The sequence below is a fragment of the Flavobacterium sp. NRK F7 genome (assembly GCF_024054195.1).
Taxonomy (GTDB): domain Bacteria; phylum Bacteroidota; class Bacteroidia; order Flavobacteriales; family Flavobacteriaceae; genus Flavobacterium.
Genome location: NZ_JAMXLB010000001.1, coordinates 707,598 through 729,521, shown reverse-complemented (window position 1 = coordinate 729,521; position 21,924 = coordinate 707,598). Strand labels below are relative to the sequence as shown.

Annotated in this window: 21 protein-coding genes; 10 read left to right on the top strand and 11 right to left on the bottom strand. The window is 30.8% G+C overall.

Features of this window, described 5'->3' with window-relative positions; genetic code table 11:
• Position 1 precedes the first annotated feature (1 nt).
• Positions 2-637: a hypothetical protein gene (locus tag NHF47_RS03055; protein WP_252763550.1), complete on the bottom strand. Its 636-nt coding sequence runs from the start codon at positions 635-637 to the stop codon at positions 2-4.
• A 151-nt stretch (positions 638-788) separates the two neighbouring features.
• On the opposite strand from NHF47_RS03055, the gene hemB reads away from it, so the two are divergent.
• From hemB to NHF47_RS03025, 6 genes are all read left to right on the top strand, one after another.
• A complete protein-coding gene (gene hemB, locus NHF47_RS03050; RefSeq protein WP_252763549.1) occupies positions 789-1,778 on the top strand; it encodes a porphobilinogen synthase in 990 nt (329 codons plus the stop codon).
• Between the two features lie 81 nt (positions 1,779-1,859).
• Positions 1,860-2,912 (top strand): CNNM domain-containing protein, encoded by a 1,053-nt coding sequence (locus NHF47_RS03045; protein ID WP_252763548.1) that lies wholly within the window; start codon positions 1,860-1,862, stop codon positions 2,910-2,912.
• 104 nt (positions 2,913-3,016) lie between these two features.
• A complete protein-coding gene (gene dprA, locus NHF47_RS03040) occupies positions 3,017-4,129 on the top strand; it encodes a DNA-processing protein DprA (protein ID WP_252763547.1) in 1,113 nt (370 codons plus the stop codon).
• A gap of 97 nt (positions 4,130-4,226) precedes the next feature.
• Positions 4,227-6,803 (top strand): phosphoenolpyruvate carboxylase, encoded by a 2,577-nt coding sequence (locus NHF47_RS03035; RefSeq protein ID WP_252763546.1) that lies wholly within the window; start codon positions 4,227-4,229, stop codon positions 6,801-6,803.
• Positions 6,804-6,837: 34 nt separating this feature from the next.
• Positions 6,838-7,479 carry a hypothetical protein gene (locus NHF47_RS03030; protein ID WP_252763545.1) on the top strand — a complete coding sequence of 214 codons (642 nt, stop codon included), beginning with the start codon at positions 6,838-6,840 and terminating at the stop codon, positions 7,477-7,479.
• Between the two features lie 10 nt (positions 7,480-7,489).
• Complete coding sequence (locus tag NHF47_RS03025; RefSeq protein WP_252763544.1) at positions 7,490-8,146, top strand: hypothetical protein; 657 nt, start codon at positions 7,490-7,492, stop codon at positions 8,144-8,146.
• Between the two features lie 56 nt (positions 8,147-8,202).
• Here NHF47_RS03025 and trpS read toward each other — a convergent pair whose 3' ends face one another.
• Entirely contained in the window at positions 8,203-9,171 is a 969-nt protein-coding gene (trpS, locus tag NHF47_RS03020) for a tryptophan--tRNA ligase (RefSeq protein ID WP_252763543.1), read from the bottom strand.
• A 223-nt stretch (positions 9,172-9,394) separates the two neighbouring features.
• Here trpS and NHF47_RS03015 point away from each other — a divergent pair, with 223 nt between their 5' ends.
• Entirely contained in the window at positions 9,395-10,138 is a 744-nt protein-coding gene (locus NHF47_RS03015; RefSeq protein WP_252763542.1) for a 1-acyl-sn-glycerol-3-phosphate acyltransferase, read from the top strand.
• A gap of 7 nt (positions 10,139-10,145) precedes the next feature.
• Here NHF47_RS03015 and NHF47_RS03010 read toward each other — a convergent pair whose 3' ends face one another.
• Together NHF47_RS03010 and NHF47_RS03005 are read right to left on the bottom strand one after the other, a co-directional pair.
• Positions 10,146-11,183, bottom strand: coding sequence for a glycosyltransferase family 9 protein (locus NHF47_RS03010; RefSeq protein ID WP_252763541.1), 1,038 nt, complete (start codon positions 11,181-11,183; stop codon positions 10,146-10,148).
• Positions 11,184-11,193: 10 nt separating this feature from the next.
• Entirely contained in the window at positions 11,194-11,799 is a 606-nt protein-coding gene (locus tag NHF47_RS03005) for a DUF4254 domain-containing protein (RefSeq protein ID WP_252763540.1), read from the bottom strand.
• Positions 11,800-11,872: 73 nt separating this feature from the next.
• Between NHF47_RS03005 and upp the strand changes: the two genes are divergently transcribed.
• Entirely contained in the window at positions 11,873-12,526 is a 654-nt protein-coding gene (gene upp, locus NHF47_RS03000; protein WP_252763539.1) for a uracil phosphoribosyltransferase, read from the top strand.
• Here the strand turns inward: upp and NHF47_RS02995 are convergent.
• On the bottom strand, positions 12,521-13,447 hold the full coding sequence (locus tag NHF47_RS02995) for a DUF6427 family protein (protein WP_252763538.1): 927 nt from the start codon (positions 13,445-13,447) through the stop codon (positions 12,521-12,523). The two genes, upp and NHF47_RS02995, sit on opposite strands and share 6 nt — an antisense overlap.
• A 46-nt stretch (positions 13,448-13,493) precedes the next feature.
• Here NHF47_RS02995 and NHF47_RS02990 point away from each other — a divergent pair, with 46 nt between their 5' ends.
• On the top strand, positions 13,494-13,724 hold the full coding sequence (locus NHF47_RS02990) for a uracil phosphoribosyltransferase (RefSeq protein WP_252763537.1): 231 nt from the start codon (positions 13,494-13,496) through the stop codon (positions 13,722-13,724).
• A gap of 27 nt (positions 13,725-13,751) precedes the next feature.
• Here NHF47_RS02990 and purD read toward each other — a convergent pair whose 3' ends face one another.
• On the bottom strand, positions 13,752-15,023 hold the full coding sequence (gene purD, locus NHF47_RS02985) for a phosphoribosylamine--glycine ligase (RefSeq protein ID WP_252763536.1): 1,272 nt from the start codon (positions 15,021-15,023) through the stop codon (positions 13,752-13,754).
• A 113-nt stretch (positions 15,024-15,136) separates the two neighbouring features.
• Between purD and NHF47_RS02980 the strand changes: the two genes are divergently transcribed.
• Positions 15,137-16,447: a phenylacetate--CoA ligase family protein gene (locus NHF47_RS02980; protein WP_252763535.1), complete on the top strand. Its 1,311-nt coding sequence runs from the start codon at positions 15,137-15,139 to the stop codon at positions 16,445-16,447.
• Here the strand turns inward: NHF47_RS02980 and NHF47_RS02975 are convergent.
• Genes NHF47_RS02975 through NHF47_RS02955 form a run of 5 tightly spaced genes read right to left on the bottom strand, consistent with a single transcriptional unit; the run spans position 16,444 to position 21,916 of the window.
• Positions 16,444-17,196 carry a glycosyltransferase family 2 protein gene (locus tag NHF47_RS02975; protein ID WP_252763534.1) on the bottom strand — a complete coding sequence of 251 codons (753 nt, stop codon included), beginning with the start codon at positions 17,194-17,196 and terminating at the stop codon, positions 16,444-16,446. The two genes, NHF47_RS02980 and NHF47_RS02975, sit on opposite strands and share 4 nt — an antisense overlap.
• Positions 17,196-18,548: an undecaprenyl-phosphate glucose phosphotransferase gene (locus NHF47_RS02970; RefSeq protein WP_252763533.1), complete on the bottom strand. Its 1,353-nt coding sequence runs from the start codon at positions 18,546-18,548 to the stop codon at positions 17,196-17,198. Before NHF47_RS02970 ends, NHF47_RS02975 begins: the two co-directional genes overlap by 1 nt.
• Entirely contained in the window at positions 18,548-19,531 is a 984-nt protein-coding gene (locus NHF47_RS02965; protein ID WP_252763532.1) for a UDP-glucuronic acid decarboxylase family protein, read from the bottom strand. The genes NHF47_RS02970 and NHF47_RS02965 overlap by 1 nt, the downstream gene beginning before the upstream one ends.
• Complete coding sequence (locus tag NHF47_RS02960; protein ID WP_252763531.1) at positions 19,528-20,868, bottom strand: O-antigen ligase family protein; 1,341 nt, start codon at positions 20,866-20,868, stop codon at positions 19,528-19,530. Before NHF47_RS02960 ends, NHF47_RS02965 begins: the two co-directional genes overlap by 4 nt.
• Positions 20,810-21,916: a DUF1972 domain-containing protein gene (locus NHF47_RS02955; RefSeq protein ID WP_252763530.1), complete on the bottom strand. Its 1,107-nt coding sequence runs from the start codon at positions 21,914-21,916 to the stop codon at positions 20,810-20,812. Before NHF47_RS02955 ends, NHF47_RS02960 begins: the two co-directional genes overlap by 59 nt.
• Positions 21,917-21,924 lie beyond the last annotated feature (8 nt).

Below are 21,924 nucleotides of genomic sequence, written 5' to 3'. Positions count from 1 at the left end.
ATTATGGATTAAAATAAATTGTATTATTCATTAAAGTGTTGTTTTTTAAAACATTATAAATATTATGCTTTAAAAAGACAGTTTGTTTGTTCTTTGAAATTTTACTGCTTGGATTTGAAATTTTAGAAATTTCTTTATCGAATGTATAAATTGTAGTAATATGAGCGTCTTCCAAATCTTCTTTTTTATCTTCTTTATTTACCAAATTTTTTGGAATAGGATACGAAGCATAACGCTGAAAAAGGTTTTCTTTAGAAATGCTAAAATGTGTAATGGGGTCCTCGGTATTCATACTGTTTAAAACAGCATTTAAAGTAGCTAAATTCTTATACTGAAAGGTAATTGTAAAAATATACGATTTGAAATTATAAGTAGTAGCAACATTGGTAATACCTTCAATTTTAGAAGCCTTTGTTTGAAAATCTGCCAATTTGTTTTTTATATCTTCTTCACTTGGAATACTTACTCCATCTACTTCTTCTAACCAAATAGCAGATCGCGTTCGAATCCAAGATTTTGAAAAATCTACCTTTAAGCTATATTCGCCACTTTCATTACTATTGTGCTTTATTCTTTCTGTTATTTCAAAGCAACTGGTTAAAAGGAAACACCAACTTAAAAGTATCATTTTTTTCATTTTGCAAACTTACTATTAATAATTTAAATTTTTAAATTTTCATCCGTATTAAACCTTGTTAAAACCTTTATTTTAGAGTAATTTCATTAACTTTGTGAACGAAATTTTTACATAGATATACGATCATAATCCTTCTAAAAAACAATATTATATGTTCCCATTACGAAGAAACAGAAGATTAAGAACCAGCGAAAATCTACGAGCATTGGTTCGTGAAACGATACTTACACCCAATGATTTTTTAGTACCTCTTTTTGTCGTAGATGGAAAAGGCATAAAAGATGAAATTCCGTCCATGCCTAATTATTTCAGGTATAGCTTAGACTTACTTGAAAAAGAGGTTAAAGAACTAGCGGCTATGGGTCTAAAATCAGTTTTACTTTTCGTAAAAGTTCCTGAAAATTTAAAAGACAATAAAGGTGTTGAAGCCTTAAACCCAAATGGCTTAATGCAACGTGCTATTAAAACCATCAAAAATGCAGTTCCAGAAATGATTGTGATGACCGATGTAGCTTTAGACCCTTATTCTATTTATGGACACGATGGGATCATTGAAAACGGCCAAATTGCAAATGATAGTACTTCTAATTTTTTAGCTGAAATGGCTTTATCTCACGCACAAGCTGGTGCCGATTTTGTAGCTCCTAGCGATATGATGGACGGACGCATTTTGGATATTAGAGAATTATTAGAAGAAGAAAACTTTATCAATACTGGAATTATGAGTTATAGTGCAAAATATGCTTCTGCACATTATGGCCCTTTTAGAGATGCTTTGGATTCTGCTCCAGTGGATTTGATGGATATTCCAAAAGATAAGAAAACCTATCAAATGGATTTTCATAATAGAACAGAAGCAATCAAAGAAACAAGAATGGATATTGAAGAAGGAGCCGATATTGTAATGGTAAAACCTGGTATTGCTTACTTGGATATTGTTAGAGAAATTAAAAACATGTCGGAAGTACCTGTAGCAGTATATCAAGTTTCGGGTGAATATTCCATGATAAAAGCAGCCGCGGAAAAAGGTTGGCTAGACCATGATGCCATTATGATGGAGCAAACCACAGCGATGAAAAGAGCAGGAGCAGATATCATTGCGAGTTATTTTGCAAAAGATATCGTAAAGCTTTTAAAATAACGTTTATTTTCAAGAGGAATTCATTATTTAGTTTGCTTTGTCTTTTTTATTGCTTACTTTAGAATTTTAAAATTTAAATTAATGACACTATTAATTATTTACGCAGTCACTTCTATTTTCTTTTCTTTTTTATGTTCCATTTTGGAAGCGGTTTTGTTAAGTGTTACTCACACATTTATTACCGTAAACAAACGAGAAGGGAAATCATTTGCCTTGCGTTTAGAAGCGTTAAAAAGTGATATCGACAAACCTTTAATTACGATTTTAACCCTCAATACAGTAGCACATACTGTTGGCGCTATTTTAGTGGGAGTTCAAGCAGAGAAAACATTTGGTAATGGAAATAATGCGGTTGCAATCGTTTCATCCATTATGACTTTTTTAATCTTAATCCTGTCTGAAATTATCCCGAAAACCATTGGAGCCAAATTTTGGAAACCTTTAGCATCTTTCACAACAAGTACCTTGTATTTTTTGATGTTTCCTTTAAAGATAACTGGTATCCTTTGGTTATTGCAATTGGCTACCAAATTAATTGGTGGTTCTGGGCATGTTTCTATTTTAAGTAGGGATGACTTTACTGCTATGGCTGATTTAGCCGAAAAAGAAGGAGTCTTTAAAGAATCAGAATCTAAAGTTTTAAGAAATTTACTAAGTTTAGAATCTGTCTTTGCAAAAGATATCATGACACCTAGAACCGTTGTAAAAATTGCTAATGCGGCAACTTCAATTGCTTCCTTTTATAATGACAATAAAACCCTTCGTTTTTCTAGAATTCCAATTTATGATAATTCCTCTGATAATATTATTGGACTTGTTCTAAAAACGGATTTGTTAGATGCTATCATCAACAATAATAGTGAAGCGACACTTGGATCCATCAAAAGACCTATTATATTAACCAAAAGAAATCAGCCTGTTCCGCAACTTTTTGAAGAATTAATCCAAAACAAAAACCACATGGCTGCAGTCTTTGATGAATACGGTTCTTTTAGCGGTTTAGTCACCCAAGAAGACGTTATTGAAACACTTTTAGGTTTGGAAATTATGGACGAAAGTGACTCAGTAGAAGACCTTCAAAAATTAGCCAAGAAGAATTTAGAAAAAAGAATAGAAGCACTAAAAAAGAATTAAAATGAAAAGGTATCTAATTTAAGATACCTTTTTTATTCGATTTGGTTATTCCAAAATTAACCCTACTTTTGTGTATTATATAAGCCATTTATTTATTACACGCCATGTTACAAAACGATTTATACTACACGCTTGCATTATTGCAAGTGGAAGGAATTGGTGATATTCTTGCCAAAAAACTAATTCAAAATTGCGGTTCCGCAGAAGCTGTTTTTAAAAGTAAAACCACAACTCTTGCTAAAATTGAAGGTATTGGCAAAACCATACTGAAAAATCTCCAAGACTCAACCATTTTTCAAAAAACGGAAAAAGAAATGCTTTTTATCGAAAACGAAAACATTTCAGTTTGGTACTATTTAGATGACTTTTATCCTGAAAAACTCAAACAATGCTTTGACGCACCTGTTCTACTTTTTACCTCTGGTAACATAAACCTCAACAATTCAAAAATAATTAGTATTGTAGGCACACGACAGGTGACCACGTATGGTTCAGAAATGACCAGAAAAATAATCGAAGAATTAGCACCTTTACAACCCATAATTGTAAGTGGCTTTGCATATGGTGTGGATATCGTTGCACATCAAGCAGCTATGGAATTTGGACTACAAACTATTGGTGTTTTGGCACATGGTTTAAACCAAATATATCCCAAAAATCATAAAAAACATATGGTTAAAATGGAAGAAAATGGTGGCTTTATTACTGAATTTTGGAGCAATTCAAAACCAGATAGAGAAAATTTTGTAAAAAGAAATCGCATTGTAGCTGGAATGAGTGAAGCGACACTTGTGATTGAAAGTGCCGAAAAAGGAGGTTCATTAATCACAGCTCAAATCGCAAATGATTATAACCGAGATGTTTTTGCTGTTCCAGGAAGAACTACTGATAAATACAGTCAAGGCTGTAATAATCTAATTAAAACCCAACGTGCCCATACGCTTACTTGTGCTGCCGATATACTTTACATGTTAAATTGGGAAATCAAAGCCAAACATAAAACAAATCAAAAAGCCATACAAAAACAATTATTTGTTACTTTATCGGATGAAGAACAAAAGATATACAATTATTTACAAACCCATATTTCCGAATCAATTGATACGATTGCCTTAGAATGTGCGCTACCTGTTTTTAAAACCTCATCCATTTTATTAAATATGGAATTAAAAGGCGTAATACGACCCTTACCGGGAAAAATATTTGAATTAATTTGAAAAATTCATAAAAAAATAACAATGTGTTTAATTTGTAACTGTCTTAGTAGGAATTCTTTAAAATTATTACCGTAAATTAGTGACAAATTTATTTGCAATGTATTCTTTACCCAAACTAGAGCGTTTTGAACAAAACGTAGCTTCCAAGTTTAATATTTACAACAGTATTTTTATCACGCTTCCTTATGATGAAATTAACAATACAGGCGTTTTATTACCGTTGTTTTCAGATGTTTGTCAGCAAGGCTATAAAAACAATCATAGTCCCGATGAGATTTTTGAAAATTTTACCACCAAATATCTCGAAAACGCTTCTGAAAAAGAGAAAATAGACTTAATGTTTCGTTTTATTCAATATGTGGAAAGACAAGTGGTATTATTTGATGCCATTGAAGATGCGGCTTTTGATGTGGTAAACAATTTAGAAGGAAGTGGCTCACTACGTAGTATGAAAGAAAGAGCAGAACAACGTTTTAAAAAAGAAGAATTAATTACTTTTTTGAACGAGTTTAAAGTGCGAACTGTTTTAACAGCACATCCAACCCAATTTTATCCAGGCTCTGTTTTAGGAATTATTACCGATTTAACCGAAGCAGTTAAAATTAATGACTTGAATTCTATCAAAGAACTGCTAGCTCAATTAGGAAAAACACCTTTTATAAAAAAAGAAAAACCAACACCTTTTGACGAAGCAGTAAGTTTAATTTGGTATTTGGAAAATGTATTCTACCATACTGTCGGTGAAATGATGCAATACATTCAAAAGAATATTTTTAAGAAAAAATCAGTATTGCAAAATGATATTTTAAATCTTGGCTTTTGGCCAGGTGGAGATCGTGATGGGAATCCATTTGTAACCACAGAAATAACCTTAAAAGTAGCCGACCGATTACGAACCGCTATTTTGAAATGCTATTATTTAGATATTCGAAAATTAAAAAGAAAACTAACCTTTTCTGGTGTAGAAGAAGTAATCAGTGTTATCGAAAATAAATTGTATCGATCCGTATTTTATTCGGAAGGAACCGTCTTCATTTCCAAAGAAGAATTACTTGCCGAATTAAATAAGGTGAAAGACCTTTTAATTCACAAACACCAATCGTTGTATTTAGATGAGATTGAAGATTTACTCAATAAAGTAAAAGTGTTTGGATACCATTTTGCTACTTTAGACATTAGACAAAATAGTAAAATTCATCAAGCAGTTTTTCAAGATATTATTTCTAAAAATCCAGCTTTATTTTCTGTAAATTATAATGAATTAGACGAAGCTGCAAAAATTGAAATTTTATCCACGGTTACTGCAAATTTAAATGAAGATGATTTTTCTGAAATAGGTACAAAATCAACATTGGGTTCTATAAGAGCCATTAAAACCATCCAAGAAAAAAACGGCGAATTAGGTTGTAATCGCTATATCATTAGTAATAATGAAAATGCTTTAAATGTCATGGAAGCCTTGTCTTTATTTCGTTTGACCAATTGGAAAAATCCTCCTGTAGATATTGTGCCTCTTTTTGAAAGTGTAGCCGATTTGGAAAAGGCAGATGTTGTTATGGAACAATTGTATACCAATCAAACGTATAAAGAACATTTAGAAAGAAGAGGAAACCAACAAACCATTATGCTTGGTTTTTCTGACGGTACCAAAGATGGTGGTTATTTAATGGCCAACTGGGGAATTTATAAAGCCAAAACGGCTATTTCAGCCATGTCTAGAAAATACAACATTAAAGTAGTCTTTTTTGATGGTCGTGGTGGTCCTCCAGCGCGTGGTGGTGGAAAGACACATCAGTTTTATGCTTCTTTAGGTCCCGAAATTGAAAACAAGCAAATTCAATTGACCATTCAAGGACAAACGATTAGCTCTAATTTCGGCACGCTAGATTCTTGTCGCTACAATCTAGAAAATCTTTTGAGTGCTGGAGCCAATAATCAGGTTTTTCATCATGAAGAAAATCATTTGACAGAAAAAGAGAAAGAAGTGATGCAGAAACTTTCTGAAATTAGTTATCAAAAGTATATCGATTTTAAAAAGCACCCCAAATTTGTTCCATACTTGGAAAACATGAGTACCTTAAATTATTATGCTAAAACCAATATTGGAAGTCGCCCTTCGAAAAGAAAACAATCGGCCCAACTCAATTTAGACGATTTGAGAGCCATTCCTTTTGTAGGTTCTTGGAGTCAATTGAAACAAAATGTACCTGGTTTTTTTGGTGTAGGAACTGCTTTAAAATATTTTGAAGAAAACGGAAATTGGGAAGATGTTCAAAATTTATACAAGAACTCCTTATTCTTTAAAACGCTATTAGAAAATAGTATGATGGCTTTGAGTAAGTCGTTTTTCCCATTAACGGCTTATATGCAAAAAGATCCTGAATATGGTGCGTTCTGGACGATTATTCATGACGAATATTTGGAAACGAAACTATTGTTATTGAAAATATCTGGTTTTACCGAATTAATGGAAAATTATCCCGATGGAAAAGCTTCGGTAGCCATGCGTGAAAAAATTGTCTTACCCTTGCTCACCATACAGCAATATGCTTTATTAAAAATTAAAGCCTTAAAAGAGAGTGACAACCCAGATGAAAATCAAATTGCAGTTTATGAAAAAATCGTAACCCGATCCTTGTTTGGAAATATCAATGCGAGTCGAAATTCGGCTTAATTTTTGAAGTACCTTTTCTTATTAATATTGTGTTATGAGAAAAGGTACTTTTATTTTAATACTATCCTTGTTTTTTATCAATTGTAAAGAAAACACAAAAACAATAGATAAAACCTACGAACAACTAGAAGCAGAAGTACTGTGCGATGTGTTGCCTGAAATTATACCACCATTTATTCAATTAGATTTAGTTCCACCACAACCACAAAGTTCTGATTTATTAAATAAAATTGATGAAACTTTTTCAGAAGATGATTCAATTGTAATCAACTTGAAAAGTAAATTAGAATACATAAAGAAACTAGCAAAAGAAAAAAACAAAATATATATTGGTTTAAATTCACTCATGTTTTCTATCAATAAATCTGAATTTAATTGCTTAAACCAAAATCAAATCATGTTTGACAGCATAAAAGAAAGAAAAATCAGAAATAATGAAATAGTAAAATCTACATTAAAAATAAAACTTTTAGATAACGATACTATTGCGTCTATGGGAGAGTTCATATTGGATCGGAATCTTACTGCAATGATTAGTACAACACGAGTTCTTTTTAACAAAACTAAATCAAAAGCCTATTTTAAATTACATCCCTTTGGTTGTTTACCATATTCGATTGAAGTTATGGCAGAAAAAATAAATAATAAATGGACAGTAAAAGAAATTGTTAAGTAATAAATTTGACATGAAAAATATTTGTGTGCTTTTAATTTCTTTACTATTGTTTTCTTGTATAGATAAAACCTACGAACAACTAGAATCAGAAGTATTGTGCGATGTGTTGCCTGATATAATTAAAGATTATTACAAAAAACAACCTGTATTTATACCTCCACCGTATGAAACACATAGTAAAATCATTTCCAAAAAGGAATTAGATAGTATAAATACTGCTAATACAAAAGAATGGCTAAGGACAAACAATGAAATTCAAAAATATAGGTCTAATTTTATAAAACTAATACCTCAACATAAAAAAGTAACCTTTGGAATAGTTGACTCATTATGGGAGATTTCTTCAGATGAAATTAAAGGAACAGAAAACTATTTCTTCTCTATATATGATTCTTTAGGTACAAGAGCAGTTTATAATCGTGATTTTTTGAATTGTTCTGTAAATATTAAAACAATTCCTGTTGATTCCATTTTTGAAGGAGAAGTTAGGAATAATACTGGTTTAGCAGTTATTAGTTTAAGTAGGGTTTTAATAGACAAACCACAAGAAAACGCTTACTTAGAGGTTTTTGACTATTTTAATCGAAAAAAAGTTTCTTGTTTTTATTCAAATAAACAAAAGAAATGGGTTGTAAAAGAAATCAAAGATAATGATGAATTGCCTTAAAGTTTAAAATCAAAAAAGCAGCTCAATTGAACTGCTTTTCTATATCTCACATTTTCTTAATACCCTAATTTCACTCGTACTCTTCCTAAAACACCATTAGCAACTATGCTTGCTTTTGCAGCACCTTCTTTTAATAACGCATCCACCTCATCCAAATTATTGATGTAGTAACTGTATTTTTCACGTACAGTTTCAAATTTTTCTACAATCAAGTCAAACAACGCTTGTTTCGCATGACCATAACCGTAATTCCCTCCTAAATAATTAGCTCTCATGGTTGCTGTTTGTTCAGCAGTAGCTAAAAGTTGGTACAAAGCAAAACAATTGCACGTATCGGGGTTTTTAGGTTCTTCTAGAGGAGTGCTATCCGTTTGAATAGACATAATTTGCTTGCGCAAGGCTTTATCATCTAAAAAAATATTAATCGTGTTATTTCTAGACTTACTCATCTTTTGTCCGTCGGTTCCTGGAATCAACATCGTGTTATCATCAATTTTGGCATCTGGCAATACAAATGTTTCTCCCATTTGATGATTAAAACGAGAAGCCACATCTCTAGTGATTTCTAAATGCTGCAATTGGTCTTTTCCAACAGGAACAATATTTGCATCATACAATAAAATATCCGCTGCCATTAACATTGGATACGTAAACAAACCTGCGTTTACATCTTCTAATCTATCGGCTTTATCTTTAAAGGAATGCGCTAAGGTTAATCTCTGAAAGGGGAAAAAACAACTCAAATACCAAGACAACTCAGCGGTTTGCGGCACATCGGATTGTCTATAAAAGACAACTTTATTCGTATCCAATCCACAAGCAAGCCATGCAGCAGCCGTACTGTAGGTGTTTGCTCGCAAGGTTTTTCCGTCTTTTATTTGCGTAATCGAATGTAAATCGGCAATAAAAAGAAACGATTCATTGGCTGGATCATTTGCCATTTCAATTGCTGGTAAAATGGCACCTAATAAATTTCCTAAGTGTGGAGTTCCTGTACTTTGAACGCCAGTTAAAATTTTTGACATTTTTTTCTTGTTGTTTCTCGCAAAAATACCACTTTTACAGAAATGGGAAAAGGTTATTTCTAAAGAGTTGAATAATATTGCTATTTTTGAGAGAATTTTAAAAAACACCCTTTGTTTGAGTCTACTCCTGATAGTAGTGATATCCTTTTAAACAACGTTTAAAAGATAAAACGAATAGCAGGAAAATGATGGAAACGACACCCTAACGTTTGGTTTTAAAAATATGAAGATACTAAAATATGCTTTTTGGATTGTATGGCACATTTGGTTTTACCTTTTGGTAATTGTTCCAATTCTAATTCTTTTTCCAATATTATTTCTCACTATTTTAAGTGAAAAGACCTATCCTCAATTTTTCTTTTTAGCTCGTTTTTGGGCGAAACTTATTTTTTATGGAATGGGTTTTTATCGTAAAGTAGAATACGAACAAAAACTAGTCAAAGGAGAAAGTTATATGTTAGTGGCCAATCATACTTCTATGACCGATATTATGTTGATGCTTTTAGTGGTTAAAAAGAATCCTTTTGTATTTGTTGGTAAAAAAGAATTGGCTAAAATTCCTGTTTTTGGTTTCTTTTTCAAACGCGTTTGCATTATGGTAGATCGAAGCAGTAGTAAAAGCCGTTTTAAAGTGTTTGAATTGGCTCAAAAACGTTTACACCAAGGATTAAGTATTTGTATTTTCCCAGAAGGTGGTGTTCCTGATGATGAAAGTATTGTTTTGGATGAGTTTAAAGACGGTGCTTTTCGTTTGGCAATCGAACATCAAATTCCTATTGTTCCGATGACTTTTATAGACAATAAAAAACGCTTTCCTTTTCGTTTTTTTAGTGGAACCACAGGGCGTATGCGTGTAAAAGTTCATCCTTTTATTGAAACCAAAGGCTTGACTTTAGATCATAAGGTAGCCTTGAAAGAACAAACACGAGCTGTTATTTTAAACGAATTGGAAAAATACAATAAGTAACTGTTTTCTACAAAACACTTTCTATTTTAGAGGTAACCGTTTGTGGAGCAATCGATCGCATCACGTCTTCGTATCCTGCAACTTTTTTATTTCCATAAACCGATGTGGGCAACAGTGGGTATTGGGTTCTGTCTGCAGTAATACAAAAGGCATCCGGTTGATGGAAGGGCTTAAAACCAGCATAAGGATGGGTTGCTCCCCAAAGGGTAATTACTTTAATACCTAACATGGCTGCGATATGCGCATTCCCAGAATCCATAGAAAGCATCAAATCTAGATTAGAAATTATCATAAGTTCTTGTTCCAAAGTTAATTTACCAGCCAAAACAATGACATTAGAATAATTCGATTTTAATTGTTCCAATAACTGAATTTCTTTTGCTCCACCTCCAAAAAGATAGATGTTATAATGAGAATGAGACGCTAATTGTTGGATTACTTGTTGCATCAAATCGAAAGGATATACTTTACTTTCATATTGTGCAAAAGGGGCAATTCCAATATTTTTTTTATGGGTATCAAAGGGTACTTTTTCAAGAATTGCTTCCGATAAAATTGCTTTTTCAGGAAATGGAACTACAGACAAATCCATTGGAAAACCTAATTTTTGAAAAGTGTCTGCATGATTTTGAAACATGGGTTTTACGGGAGCGAAAATCTTATTCTCTAATCGGGTTAATTCTTTTTTAGCTTTTCTGCCTTTATCAGTTGCTGCCACTTTTTTTCCAGAAAGAAAAAACAAGATTCGGATTATTTTGGAACGCAACACATTGTGTAAATCAGCAACAGCATTGATGTTTAATTTTCGTAAATCAAAAAACAAGCGTAACAGTCCTAGAAATCCTTTATGCCTTTTTACTAAATCCACTGCAAAGAAATTTACATTTGGAATATCTTGAAAAAAGGGTTTAAAAAAAGGCCGAGAAACTACAGTTATAGAATGTTCAGGGTATTGCATAGAAAAAGCTCTCAACACAGGAACTGTCATAGCAACATCACCCATAGCTGAAAGCCTTATTACTAAAATATGTATTGGTGTAGACATCTAGCGATGACTATTTTTTATTTTGATACAACACAGGATTCAATTCCTCGTCGTTATACATTTTCATTTGTTTGTATACTTTCATGTACTTATCACCATTTTCAATATCTTCAATCAATTGGCTAATGGAAGTAAACATGTCATTTTTTTGGTCTAACAAAACATTCAATTTTTCTTGACATTTTGCTCTATGTTCTGGGGTTGCTTCTGTTCTTGTAGCTTCTTCATTCATATGATAAATTTTCAACGCTAAAATCGAAAGTCTATCAATGGCCCAAGCCGGACTTTCTGTATTGATTTTTGCATCTGCTTTGACCTGAACATTTGCATATTTTTGAAGAAAATAACTATCTATATACTCTACCATATCCGTACGTACTTGATTAGAAGCATCAATTTTTCTTTTTAAATCTAAAGCCGCTACAGGATCTATTTGTGGGTCACGAATAATATCTTCATAATGCCATTGCACTGTGTCTACCCAGTTTTTTGCATACAATAAGTACTCAATAGTTCCTTTTTCATATGGATTTTGTACGGGTTGGTACACATCGTCAATAACGTGATAATCGTTAATCGCACGCTCAAATATGGGAAATGCAAATTCTGCAAACATGATTATAATTTTTAAATTTCTACAAAAATAAGGTTTTTTTGTACTTTTAACCTGAAATTTAAAAACTAATCCAATGCATATTCATTATATTTCAGAAGAAAACAGCATTTTAAATCATTTTTTAGCCCAAATTAGAGACGTTTCAATCCAGAAAGACAGTATGCGTTTTCGTAAAAATATAGAGCGTATTGGTGAAATTATGGCCTATGAATTGAGTAAAACATTGGAATACAAACCAATTCAAGTGCAAACACCATTAGGAATCAAAAATACAACCCAAATTTCTGATAAAGTGGTTTTATGTTCTATTCTACGTGCTGGTCTAGCACTACATACTGGCTTTATGAACATTTTTGATGCAGCAGACAATGGTTTTGTTTCAGCGTATCGATATCATCCTAATAATGATGCTACTTTTGAAATACGGGTAGAATATCAAGCAGCTCCGAATTTAGAAAATAAAACCCTTATTTTAATTGATCCTATGTTAGCAACAGGACAATCCATTGTAGCTGTTTTACATAAATTACATTTAGAGCAAAAACCGAAAGAAATTCATATTGCTGTAGCAATTGCTGCTCCAGAGGGCATTCAATATTTACAAGAAAATTTACCAGAAAGCGTACATTTATGGGTAGCCGCATTAGATGAAAAACTGAATGAAAAAAACTATATCATTCCTGGTTTAGGTGATGCGGGTGATTTAGCTTATGGTATCAAATTATAATTGAGCCACAAAAAAGAAAATACCTAGTAAAGATAAAATGTATAACGTGCCTTCTTTAATAATTTTATTTTCTTGATTTTCTACAAAATTAGCTCCTAATATAGCTAACGGTGCTATTGAAAAAGCCAAACAGCTGTTATTTTTATCAGGTGAAAAAAGATATACAATTACACCTAATATAAAAGCAAAAATAATCTTTTTATAAGAGGTTTTCATGTTCATTGGTTTTGATGCCAAGGTTAAAATCATATTGATAAAAAATAAAAAACCAATTGATGTGAAAACAGCTAGCGCAATGTTTTGATAGGTGTTTTCAAAATAAGTAAAATCGAAACTTATAAAGGACTTACTAAAAAAGGCTTCTAAAAGCTCATTATCACTCCAAATATTAAAAATAAAGAATAAAACAATAACGCTAAACAGAGCGATTCCAGGTATAATCCAGTTTCTATAATCTCTTGATACATGTAAGATAATAGAAGCAAATACAAGAAAAATAAATAGAATACTCCAAAAATGAAATAATGCTGCTAAAAAAATCCAGAATGAGGCATCAAAGATTTTTTCTTTGGTATTTTTCATTGATTTTAATGAAATTAATCGTCTTAGAGAAAGTAGTAACAAAAAATTAGAAAGTAAGATATTTTTATTTTTAAAAATGGTGGGAAAGAACAGTAAAAAAATAAAAAAGAGTAAAATGGCATAATTATTATTTCTAGACAAATTATTTTTTAAAGCAATAAAATTGACCAAAAAACAAGAAGCTGTAATTGTTATAAAATAAAAACTTCCATATAAAACACCTTCCCATCCTGTATAAGTCTGGTGAGAAACAGAATAGGAAACAAAGGCTATTAAAAGCAATGTTCCAATAATTACATAATTAAAAGGTCTTGTTTTATTAAAAATGCTTGCTATCATCAGGATATTTTATACTTTTGTAGTGTAAATATAATACATTATTAAAATGAAATCATTTTTTGAAGGAATTGGTACACTTTTCACAGATTATTTATTTGTCCCTTTTCATTGGTTAAGAGAAATGGAATTAACAAATTGGTGGGGTGCAAACACTATAAACTGGATTTTTATCATTATTTGTTGTGTAGCTATGGTGTATTGGGTAAAACAATTAAATCTTCATAAAGCAAATAATGAAGATGCTCAAGATACAACTGCACATTCCTTTTTAAAATAAAATTCCCCTTTTAAAGAGGAACTTTATTTATAAGTCAAAGCCAATATCTTTACGATAATACATCTTATCAAATTGTAGTTTTGCTATACTTTGATAAGATTTTTTTATGGCTTCTTGAAAATCATTTCCATAGGAAGTTACCGCCAATACTCTTCCGCCATTTGTAACAATTTTGTCATTATCTAGTTTCGTACCTGCATGAAAAACTAAAGAATCTGTAATGGTTTCTGTTCCTGTTATTTCATGTCCTTTTTCATACTCTTCAGGATAACCTCCAGAAACCACCATAATTGTTGTAGCCGTTCTCTCATCAATTTCTAAAGTAATTTTTTCTAATTCTTGTGCGTGCATTGCTTCAAAAATAGCAACTAAATCGCTTTTTAATCTTGGCATAACCACTTCCGTTTCTGGGTCTCCCATTCGAACGTTGTATTCGATTACCATAGGTTCTCCTTTTACATTGATCAAGCCAATAAAAACAAATCCTTTGTAATCTATCTTTTCTTTTTGTAATCCTTCAATGGTAGGTTTTACAATTCGAGTTTCAATTTTATCTAATAATACTTGGTCCGCAAAAGGAACTGGTGAAACAGCTCCCATTCCTCCCGTATTTAAACCTGTATCACCTTCACCTATACGCTTATAATCTTTCGCAGTTGGTAATATTTTATAACTTTTTCCGTCAGTTAAAACAAAGCAACTCAATTCAATTCCATCCAAAAATTCTTCTATAACGACCTTAGAGGAAGCTTGTCCAAATTTAGCATCTACTAACATACTTCTTAATTCTTTTTGAGCTTCGGTTAAATCTTGCAAAATGAGAACTCCTTTTCCTGCTGCTAAACCGTCAGCTTTTAATACATAAGGAGGTTGTAAGGTTTCTAAAAAAGCACATCCCTTTTCAACAGTAGCCGCTGTAAAGCTTTCGTATTTAGCTGTTGGAATATTATTTTTAACTAAAAATTCCTTAGCAAACTCTTTACTACCTTCTAATTGCGCACCAACTTTAGAAGGTCCAATAACTGGAATTTCATTTAATTCGCTGTCTTTTTTAAAATAATCATAGATTCCATTTACTAAAGGGTCTTCTGGTCCTACTACAACCATATCCACTTGTTCTTGCAAAACAAATTGCTTTACAGCATCAAAGTCATTCGGATTGATTGAAATATTTTTTGCGATAGTTGCAGTACCTGCATTTCCTGGAGCCACAAATAAAGAAGTGCATTTGGGACTTTGTAACATTTTCCAAGCCAAAGCGTGTTCGCGTCCTCCCGAACCTAAAAGTAGTATTGTCATTTTGTTGTGTTGTTATTTTGGCAAAAATACGTTTTCTAGTGAAGAAAGAAAAAGAAGAAAGAAAAAGAATTTTGTTTCTTACAGTTTTTATACTTTTGAGAAAATTAATTCTTATGTTTCCTCTTTTTGAATTGACATTAAAAATAAATGGTTTTCCTATACAAAAAGCGAAAGAAGATTTTGCATCCATTTTAAAAATTGAAGATGAAAATTATCAAAAATATATTGAGGAAAAACGAAAAGAAATCGTTGCTTTTCATCTTAAAAACAATGTTTTTTATCAAAATTTAGTAGGTGAAAATCAGTTCAGCAAGTGGGAAGACTTACCGATATTAACCAAAAAAGATTTGCAACAACCTTTATCGGAAAGACTTTCAAAAACCTACAATGAAAAAGCTGTTTTTGTGAATAAAACTTCCGGTTCTAGTGGCGATCCCTTTATTTTTGCAAAAGATAAAGAGGCACATGCGATTACTTGGGCATCCATAATGTATCGTTTTGGATGGTATAATATTAATTTTAATACTTCTTATCAGGCTCGTTTTTATGGTATTCCTTTAGATTTTTTTGGGTACCAAAAAGAACGTTTTAAAGATCTTTTAAGTAAGCGATATCGGTTCCCAATTTTTGATTTATCTGATGCTGTTTTAGAAAAAATAGTACATCAGTTCAAACGAAAAAAATTTGATTATATTAACGGTTATACTAGTTCTATTGTATTATTTGCCAAATTTTTAAAAAAGAAAAACCTCATTTTAAAAGACATATGCCCTACATTACAGGTTTGTATGGTAACTTCAGAAATGTTGTTTGAAACCGATAAACAATTATTAGAAGCGCAATTTGGTATTCCAATCGTTAATGAATATGGTGCTTCGGAATTAGATTTAATTGCTTTTCAAAACATAAAAGGAGAATGGCAAGTGAATAGTGAAACCTTATTTGTTGAAATAGTAGATGAAAACAACCAACCCGTGCCTTATGGAACAGAAGGAAAAATCGTAATTACTTCCTTATATAACAAAGCACATCCTTTTATTCGCTATGAAATAGGTGATAGAGGAATTTTAGATGAAAAAAGTACTTGGAAAAAGCCCATTTTAAAACAACTTTTAGGAAGAACCAATGATATTGCTATTCTACCTAGTGGAAAGACTTCACCTGGACTTACCTTCTATTATGTAACCAAAAGCATTATTGAAGATGATGGCAATGTGAAAGAGTTTGTCATTCGCCAAATCAAAACTGATACTTTTGAAATTGATTACGTAAGTAGTTATGAACTTACATCCCAACAAATAATGGGGATTGAAAAGGCCATTTCAACATATTTAGAACCTAATTTAAAGTTCACCTACCATCGAAAAGAAATATTACAACGTAGTAAGCGAGGTAAATTGAAGCAATTTGAATCCTTACTCTAATTGCGGTATTTCATAAAACCGCGATACATCCAATGAAGCATATAATAAGTTGATTGCAATAGATTTAATTGTTCTACATCTCTATAAAATTGCCATTGGTACTTAATTAAATCTGATTTTTTCCTAGACAAAGAATTTTCTCTAATTCTATATATGGCTTGTGGTTGTTGAATACCAAACGCAAAAGGAATCATTTTTAAATACTGCAACCACAACCCCATATCTTGACGTTTACGAATAAAAGGCATTTGTTTCTTTCCTAATGTCTTTATATCCACAAAAGCTGTTAAACAACTAATAGAATTTGATTTTAGAATATCGGTATACGTTACTTTTTGAGGAACAATAAAATCAGAGTAAATAAATTCTAAAGCCTCGTTAGCGCGTCTATAAGAGGAAAAAACAAAGGGAACATTTTGTTCTTTTATTGTTGTTATACTATTTTCAATAAATGTGGGAAACCATATATCATCCGCATCAATAAAAGTCATAAAAAGACCTTTTGCCTTTTCAATTGCAGTATTTCTAGCTACAGCTGGTCCAGAGTTTTGATCCAATTTATAAAATTGAATTCGTTTATCATTTTCAATTATCGAAGCAACAATGTTCTCTGTTTCATCTGAAGATCCATCATCTACAATAATCATTTCCCAATTAGAATACGTTTGATTTTGTACAGAAGCAATGGTTTCAGCAATATAATTAGCGGAATTAAAAGTAGGTGTTATGATTGAAACTAAAGCTTCCATTAATAGGCTTTTTCTTCTCCTTTGATTGCATTTAATACAGTAGAAAAAATAATTTTAATATCTAACACTACAGACCAATTTTCGATATAAAAAATATCATATTTAACCCTATTAATAATGTGTCTATTGTTTTCTACTTCACCTCTAAATCCATTGGTCTGTGCAAGACCAGTAATTCCTGGCTTAATAAAATGTCTTACCATAAATTTATCTACACTTTTAGCGTACATCTCCGTATGGCTAACCATGTGTGGTCTTGGACCAACTACGGACATATCACCTAAAAGGACATTAAAAAACTGAGGTAATTCATCTAAACTTGTTTTCCTTAAAATAGCTCCTAATCGAGTAACTCTAGGGTCGTTTTTTTGTACTTGTTCAATGTCTGCAATTGGATTTAAATGCATGGATCGAAACTTATAGCAATAAAATTCTTCATAATTTAATCCATTTCTTTTTTGTTTAAAAAAGACAGGTCCTTTTGATTCTAGCTTTATTAATAAAGCAACGATTGGTGTTAACCAAGATAAAATTACAATAATGACAAGTAGCGAAAAAACAATATCAAAAATTCTTTTTGTAATTTGATTGGTTCGTTTATCTAAAGGAATGTTTCTAAGAGAAACAATAGGAATATAGTCGTAATAGTCTAGAATTAAATTCCGAGATAATACATTTTTATTATCTGGTAATAGTTTTAATTTTTTTAAATTATTATCCGTAAAATCTACAAATAGATTCAATTCGCTATTACTTAAACTAGAGATAGAACAATATATTTCATCTATTCTTTCATTTAAGACAAAATCAAAACAGGAATTAAAACTGTCCTTTTTACCTTCTTTAACATCAATAACTTTTTCAAGTTTATAGCCATAATCTGGATTTTCGTTAAAAAAATGGATTAATTTTTCAACTTGCTTTCCATGACCTACGATAATTACTCTTCTAAAATTTCCTCCAAAAGTGACTCTAAATCTTTTTAGAAAGTAATAAATCGCAAATTTTTCAGTAGAAACAAAAAGTAAAGAAAAAGAAATAAACTTTACCATTTGAGAAGGTTCAGAAAACTTATAAAAAAAACCTAAATAAGCGAAATTAAATATTAAAAAAAACAAGTATTGTTTTATTAACTTGCCAAGTATTTGAAACTCTTTTGTAAATCTATATACCTCATAAAAGGCTACATTTGAAGATATTAGTATCCAAGAAAATGAGATGAAAAAATGATACCCAAAATTGTTCAATTGCTCTGGAAGAAAATAAAAGGCAAGTACATTGACTATTAATAAATCAACGACATATGAAAAGGGTCTTATGTATCCTGAATATCTTCCTGTCTTTGGTGACATTAATAAATATATTTGGTAAAATCTTTATGTTCTTCTTTTGCTAATTCGTCTGGGGAAAGAGATTTAAAATATTCATAGGTTATTTTCATACCTTCTTCTCTTCCTACTTTGGGTTCCCATCCTAGAATATTTTTAGCTTTAGTAATATCGGGTTGTCTTTGTAAAGGATCATTTATAGGTAAGTCTCTGTATACAATTTTTTGATTAGTACCCGTTAACTTCATAATTTCTTCTGCAAAATCTTTGATAGTAATTTCATCAGGATTCCCTATATTAACAGGTAAAGTATAATCAGAATGCAATAATCTCCAAATGCCTTCAACTTGATCATCCACATAACAAAAGGAACGTGTTTGACTACCATCACCAAAAACAGTTAAATCTTCCCCTCTTAAGGCTTGACCTATGAATGCTGGTATTACTCTTCCGTCATTGAGACGCATTCTAGGCCCATAAGTATTGAATATTCTTACAATTCTTGTTTCTACTCCATGAAAGGTATGATAAGCCATTGTTATAGATTCTTGAAAACGCTTTGCTTCATCATAAACCCCTCTTGGACCAATAGTATTCACATTTCCGTAATATTCTTCTGTTTGTGGATGTACTAAAGGGTCTCCGTAAATTTCAGAAGTTGAGGCAATTAAAATACGCGCTTTTTTAACACGTGCTAAGCCTAATAAATTATGTGTTCCTAAAGAACCTACTTTTAATGTTTGAATTGGAATTTTTAAATAATCTATTGGACTAGCTGGAGATGCAAAATGCAAAATATAATCTAATTCTCCAGGCACATGCACAAATTTTGTTATATCATGATGATAAAATTCAAAGTTTTTTTCTTTGAAAAGATGCTCAATATTCTTTAAATCTCCTGTTATTAAATTATCCATTCCGATTACAAAGTAACCTTCTTTTAAAAAACGATCACAAAGATGAGAGCCTAAAAATCCTGCAGCACCTGTTATTAATATTCTTTTCATTTTACTTTTTTATAGATTAATGCATAATTTTTTGTGTTTAAAAGACAATAAAAAAGAACAAAGAATAACACTCCTCTTTGTCTCCACAAAAATGATTCTGTCAAAAATAAGCTTATCATTACAATTGCAAAAGCAATATGAATAAAATCTTTACTTCTTAAGGCTATTTTTATATTTATTGCTACTATTATTAAAAGTAAAATAAAGCCAATAATTCCTAATTCTGCAAAATTTTGAATGTATTGATTATGAAAATTTAAATTACCATAACCTGGATATAAATTATATTGTTTTTCTTTTTCTAGTAATTTTTCTCTTGAGGCTTCAAAACCAAAACCTTTAAAAAATATAGGTTCTTCTTTTAAAAAATCTATAAAAACTCTTACTTGATAAGCTCTAAAGGAGGTTCCAGGAAAAAAATCATTATGCGTAAAAACTTTGTTATTCCATGCTTCATAGATACTTATGCTATTAACACCATTTGTATTATTAACATTTACGTTATGAGACAAGCTTTTTTTAGTATTACTAGTAAATTCTATTAAGAATCGTTCTTTTATATTTTTAAATGAAATAACAAATCCAAATAGTATAAAAATAAGTATTAAATTTCTCAATCTTAACCTATTGGCAGCTTTTGAATAGAAAAAAATATGGATTAAAATTAATAATATAAAAATTAAAATAATATTTTTTGAAGACAACAAAATGATAAAAACAAATAGCAATGTAGAAAAAACATAATCTAATTTAGCCTTATTCGTTTTTGTGAAAAAATAAAAAAAAGCAATAACTAAATAGGCGGAAAAATGAATGGCATTTAATAATCTTGGCACTAATCCTGTATCTGTTAAATTATCTGGACCATGGTAAAAAAAGACATCTATATTTTTACTAATACTATATCTAACAATTGCTCTTATTGTAAAATATAGGACATAAACAATCATAGAATAACTATAAAAAGATAGCACCTTGTTACTTTGTTCTTTTGTAAAAGTAGGAATGAACATGAAAGCTAATGGAACCAATAAAAATGGCAATTCCTTTGGAAGATTTAGGAGTGTTTTATTACTATCTATAGACCAAAAATAAGATAAACACATCCATAAAAAAAAGACAATAAGTGGTACTAAAACAACAGAAAAATATTGTTTTTTTCTTACAAAAGAAAGAGTTGATGTTACTAGGAAAATTGCCAGTAAAACATTATTAATACCCATTGCTAAAGGCAATGTACTAATTAATAACAAAAAAGGAATAAACGAAATATTTTGTTTATTTTCTAGTTGAATTTCTTTCCAAACATTGTTCAAAAAGTTGTAAATATTGTTCATTTATCTTCTCCCAATTAAACGATTTTGCAATTGCTTCGTAGTTATTCTCTACGAATTGCAAGTTATCACTTTTTTTAATTGTTTGTAGTATTTTTTTAACTTCTTCAGCAGAAGAAAAATAATAGGCATTTTCATTTAAAACACCTTTATTAAAATCATTATTATGAGCTGCAATTAATGCTTTAGAACCCATTGCTTCTAATAAAGATGGATTTGTTCCCCCTACCGTATGACCATGAAAATATAAATTTGAAAAGAAACGAAGGTTATCTAAATGATTTAAATTATAAATGGCTCCTAAAAAAATAATGTTCTTAAATTTTGAAAACTTATCTTTTAGATACATTCCATATTTTGTATTATGATTACCAATTACCAAAATAGGTTGTTTATCATCACTTAAAGCGACACCTTCCAATACCATATCAATATTGTTTTCTGGTTCAAAACGTGCCATTATCATATTATATTTTTCTTTTTCTACATGGTATTCATTTAAAATTTTAATATCGGGATTGTCAAAGCAGTTTGAACCATAGGCAATATAAGTGCTTGGTTTATTATATTTTTGTTGTATATAACTTTGAATTCCTAAAGAATCGGCAATAAGATAATCACTTTTTTTTACCGCAATTTTTTCAGCAACTTGAAGTGCTTTCCTTACTTTATTTGAATACTTAGTTCTTTTCCACTCTAAACCATCCATATTAGTAACCACTATTGCTTTCTTTGGATGGAAAGAAAACCAAACTGCACTACTAGTGTAGCCTAATTGTAAAATAATGTCAAATTGTCGCTTTCTTGCGTCTCTAATACAATTTAAATCATAGATAAATTGTCCGGCTGTACCAATTTTATTTTCGGGATCATAACAATGAACAATGTGCACTCCCTTAAAATTGTTTAATTTATATGGGTGTGAGTGAGAATTATAAACATAGACTTCATGTCCTTTTGATGCAACATAAGTGGCAAAAAATTCAGCAAATTGTTCGAAACCTCCATAATGGTTTGGTATTCCTCTAGTTCCAAGTATTCCTATTTTCATTTTTCAAA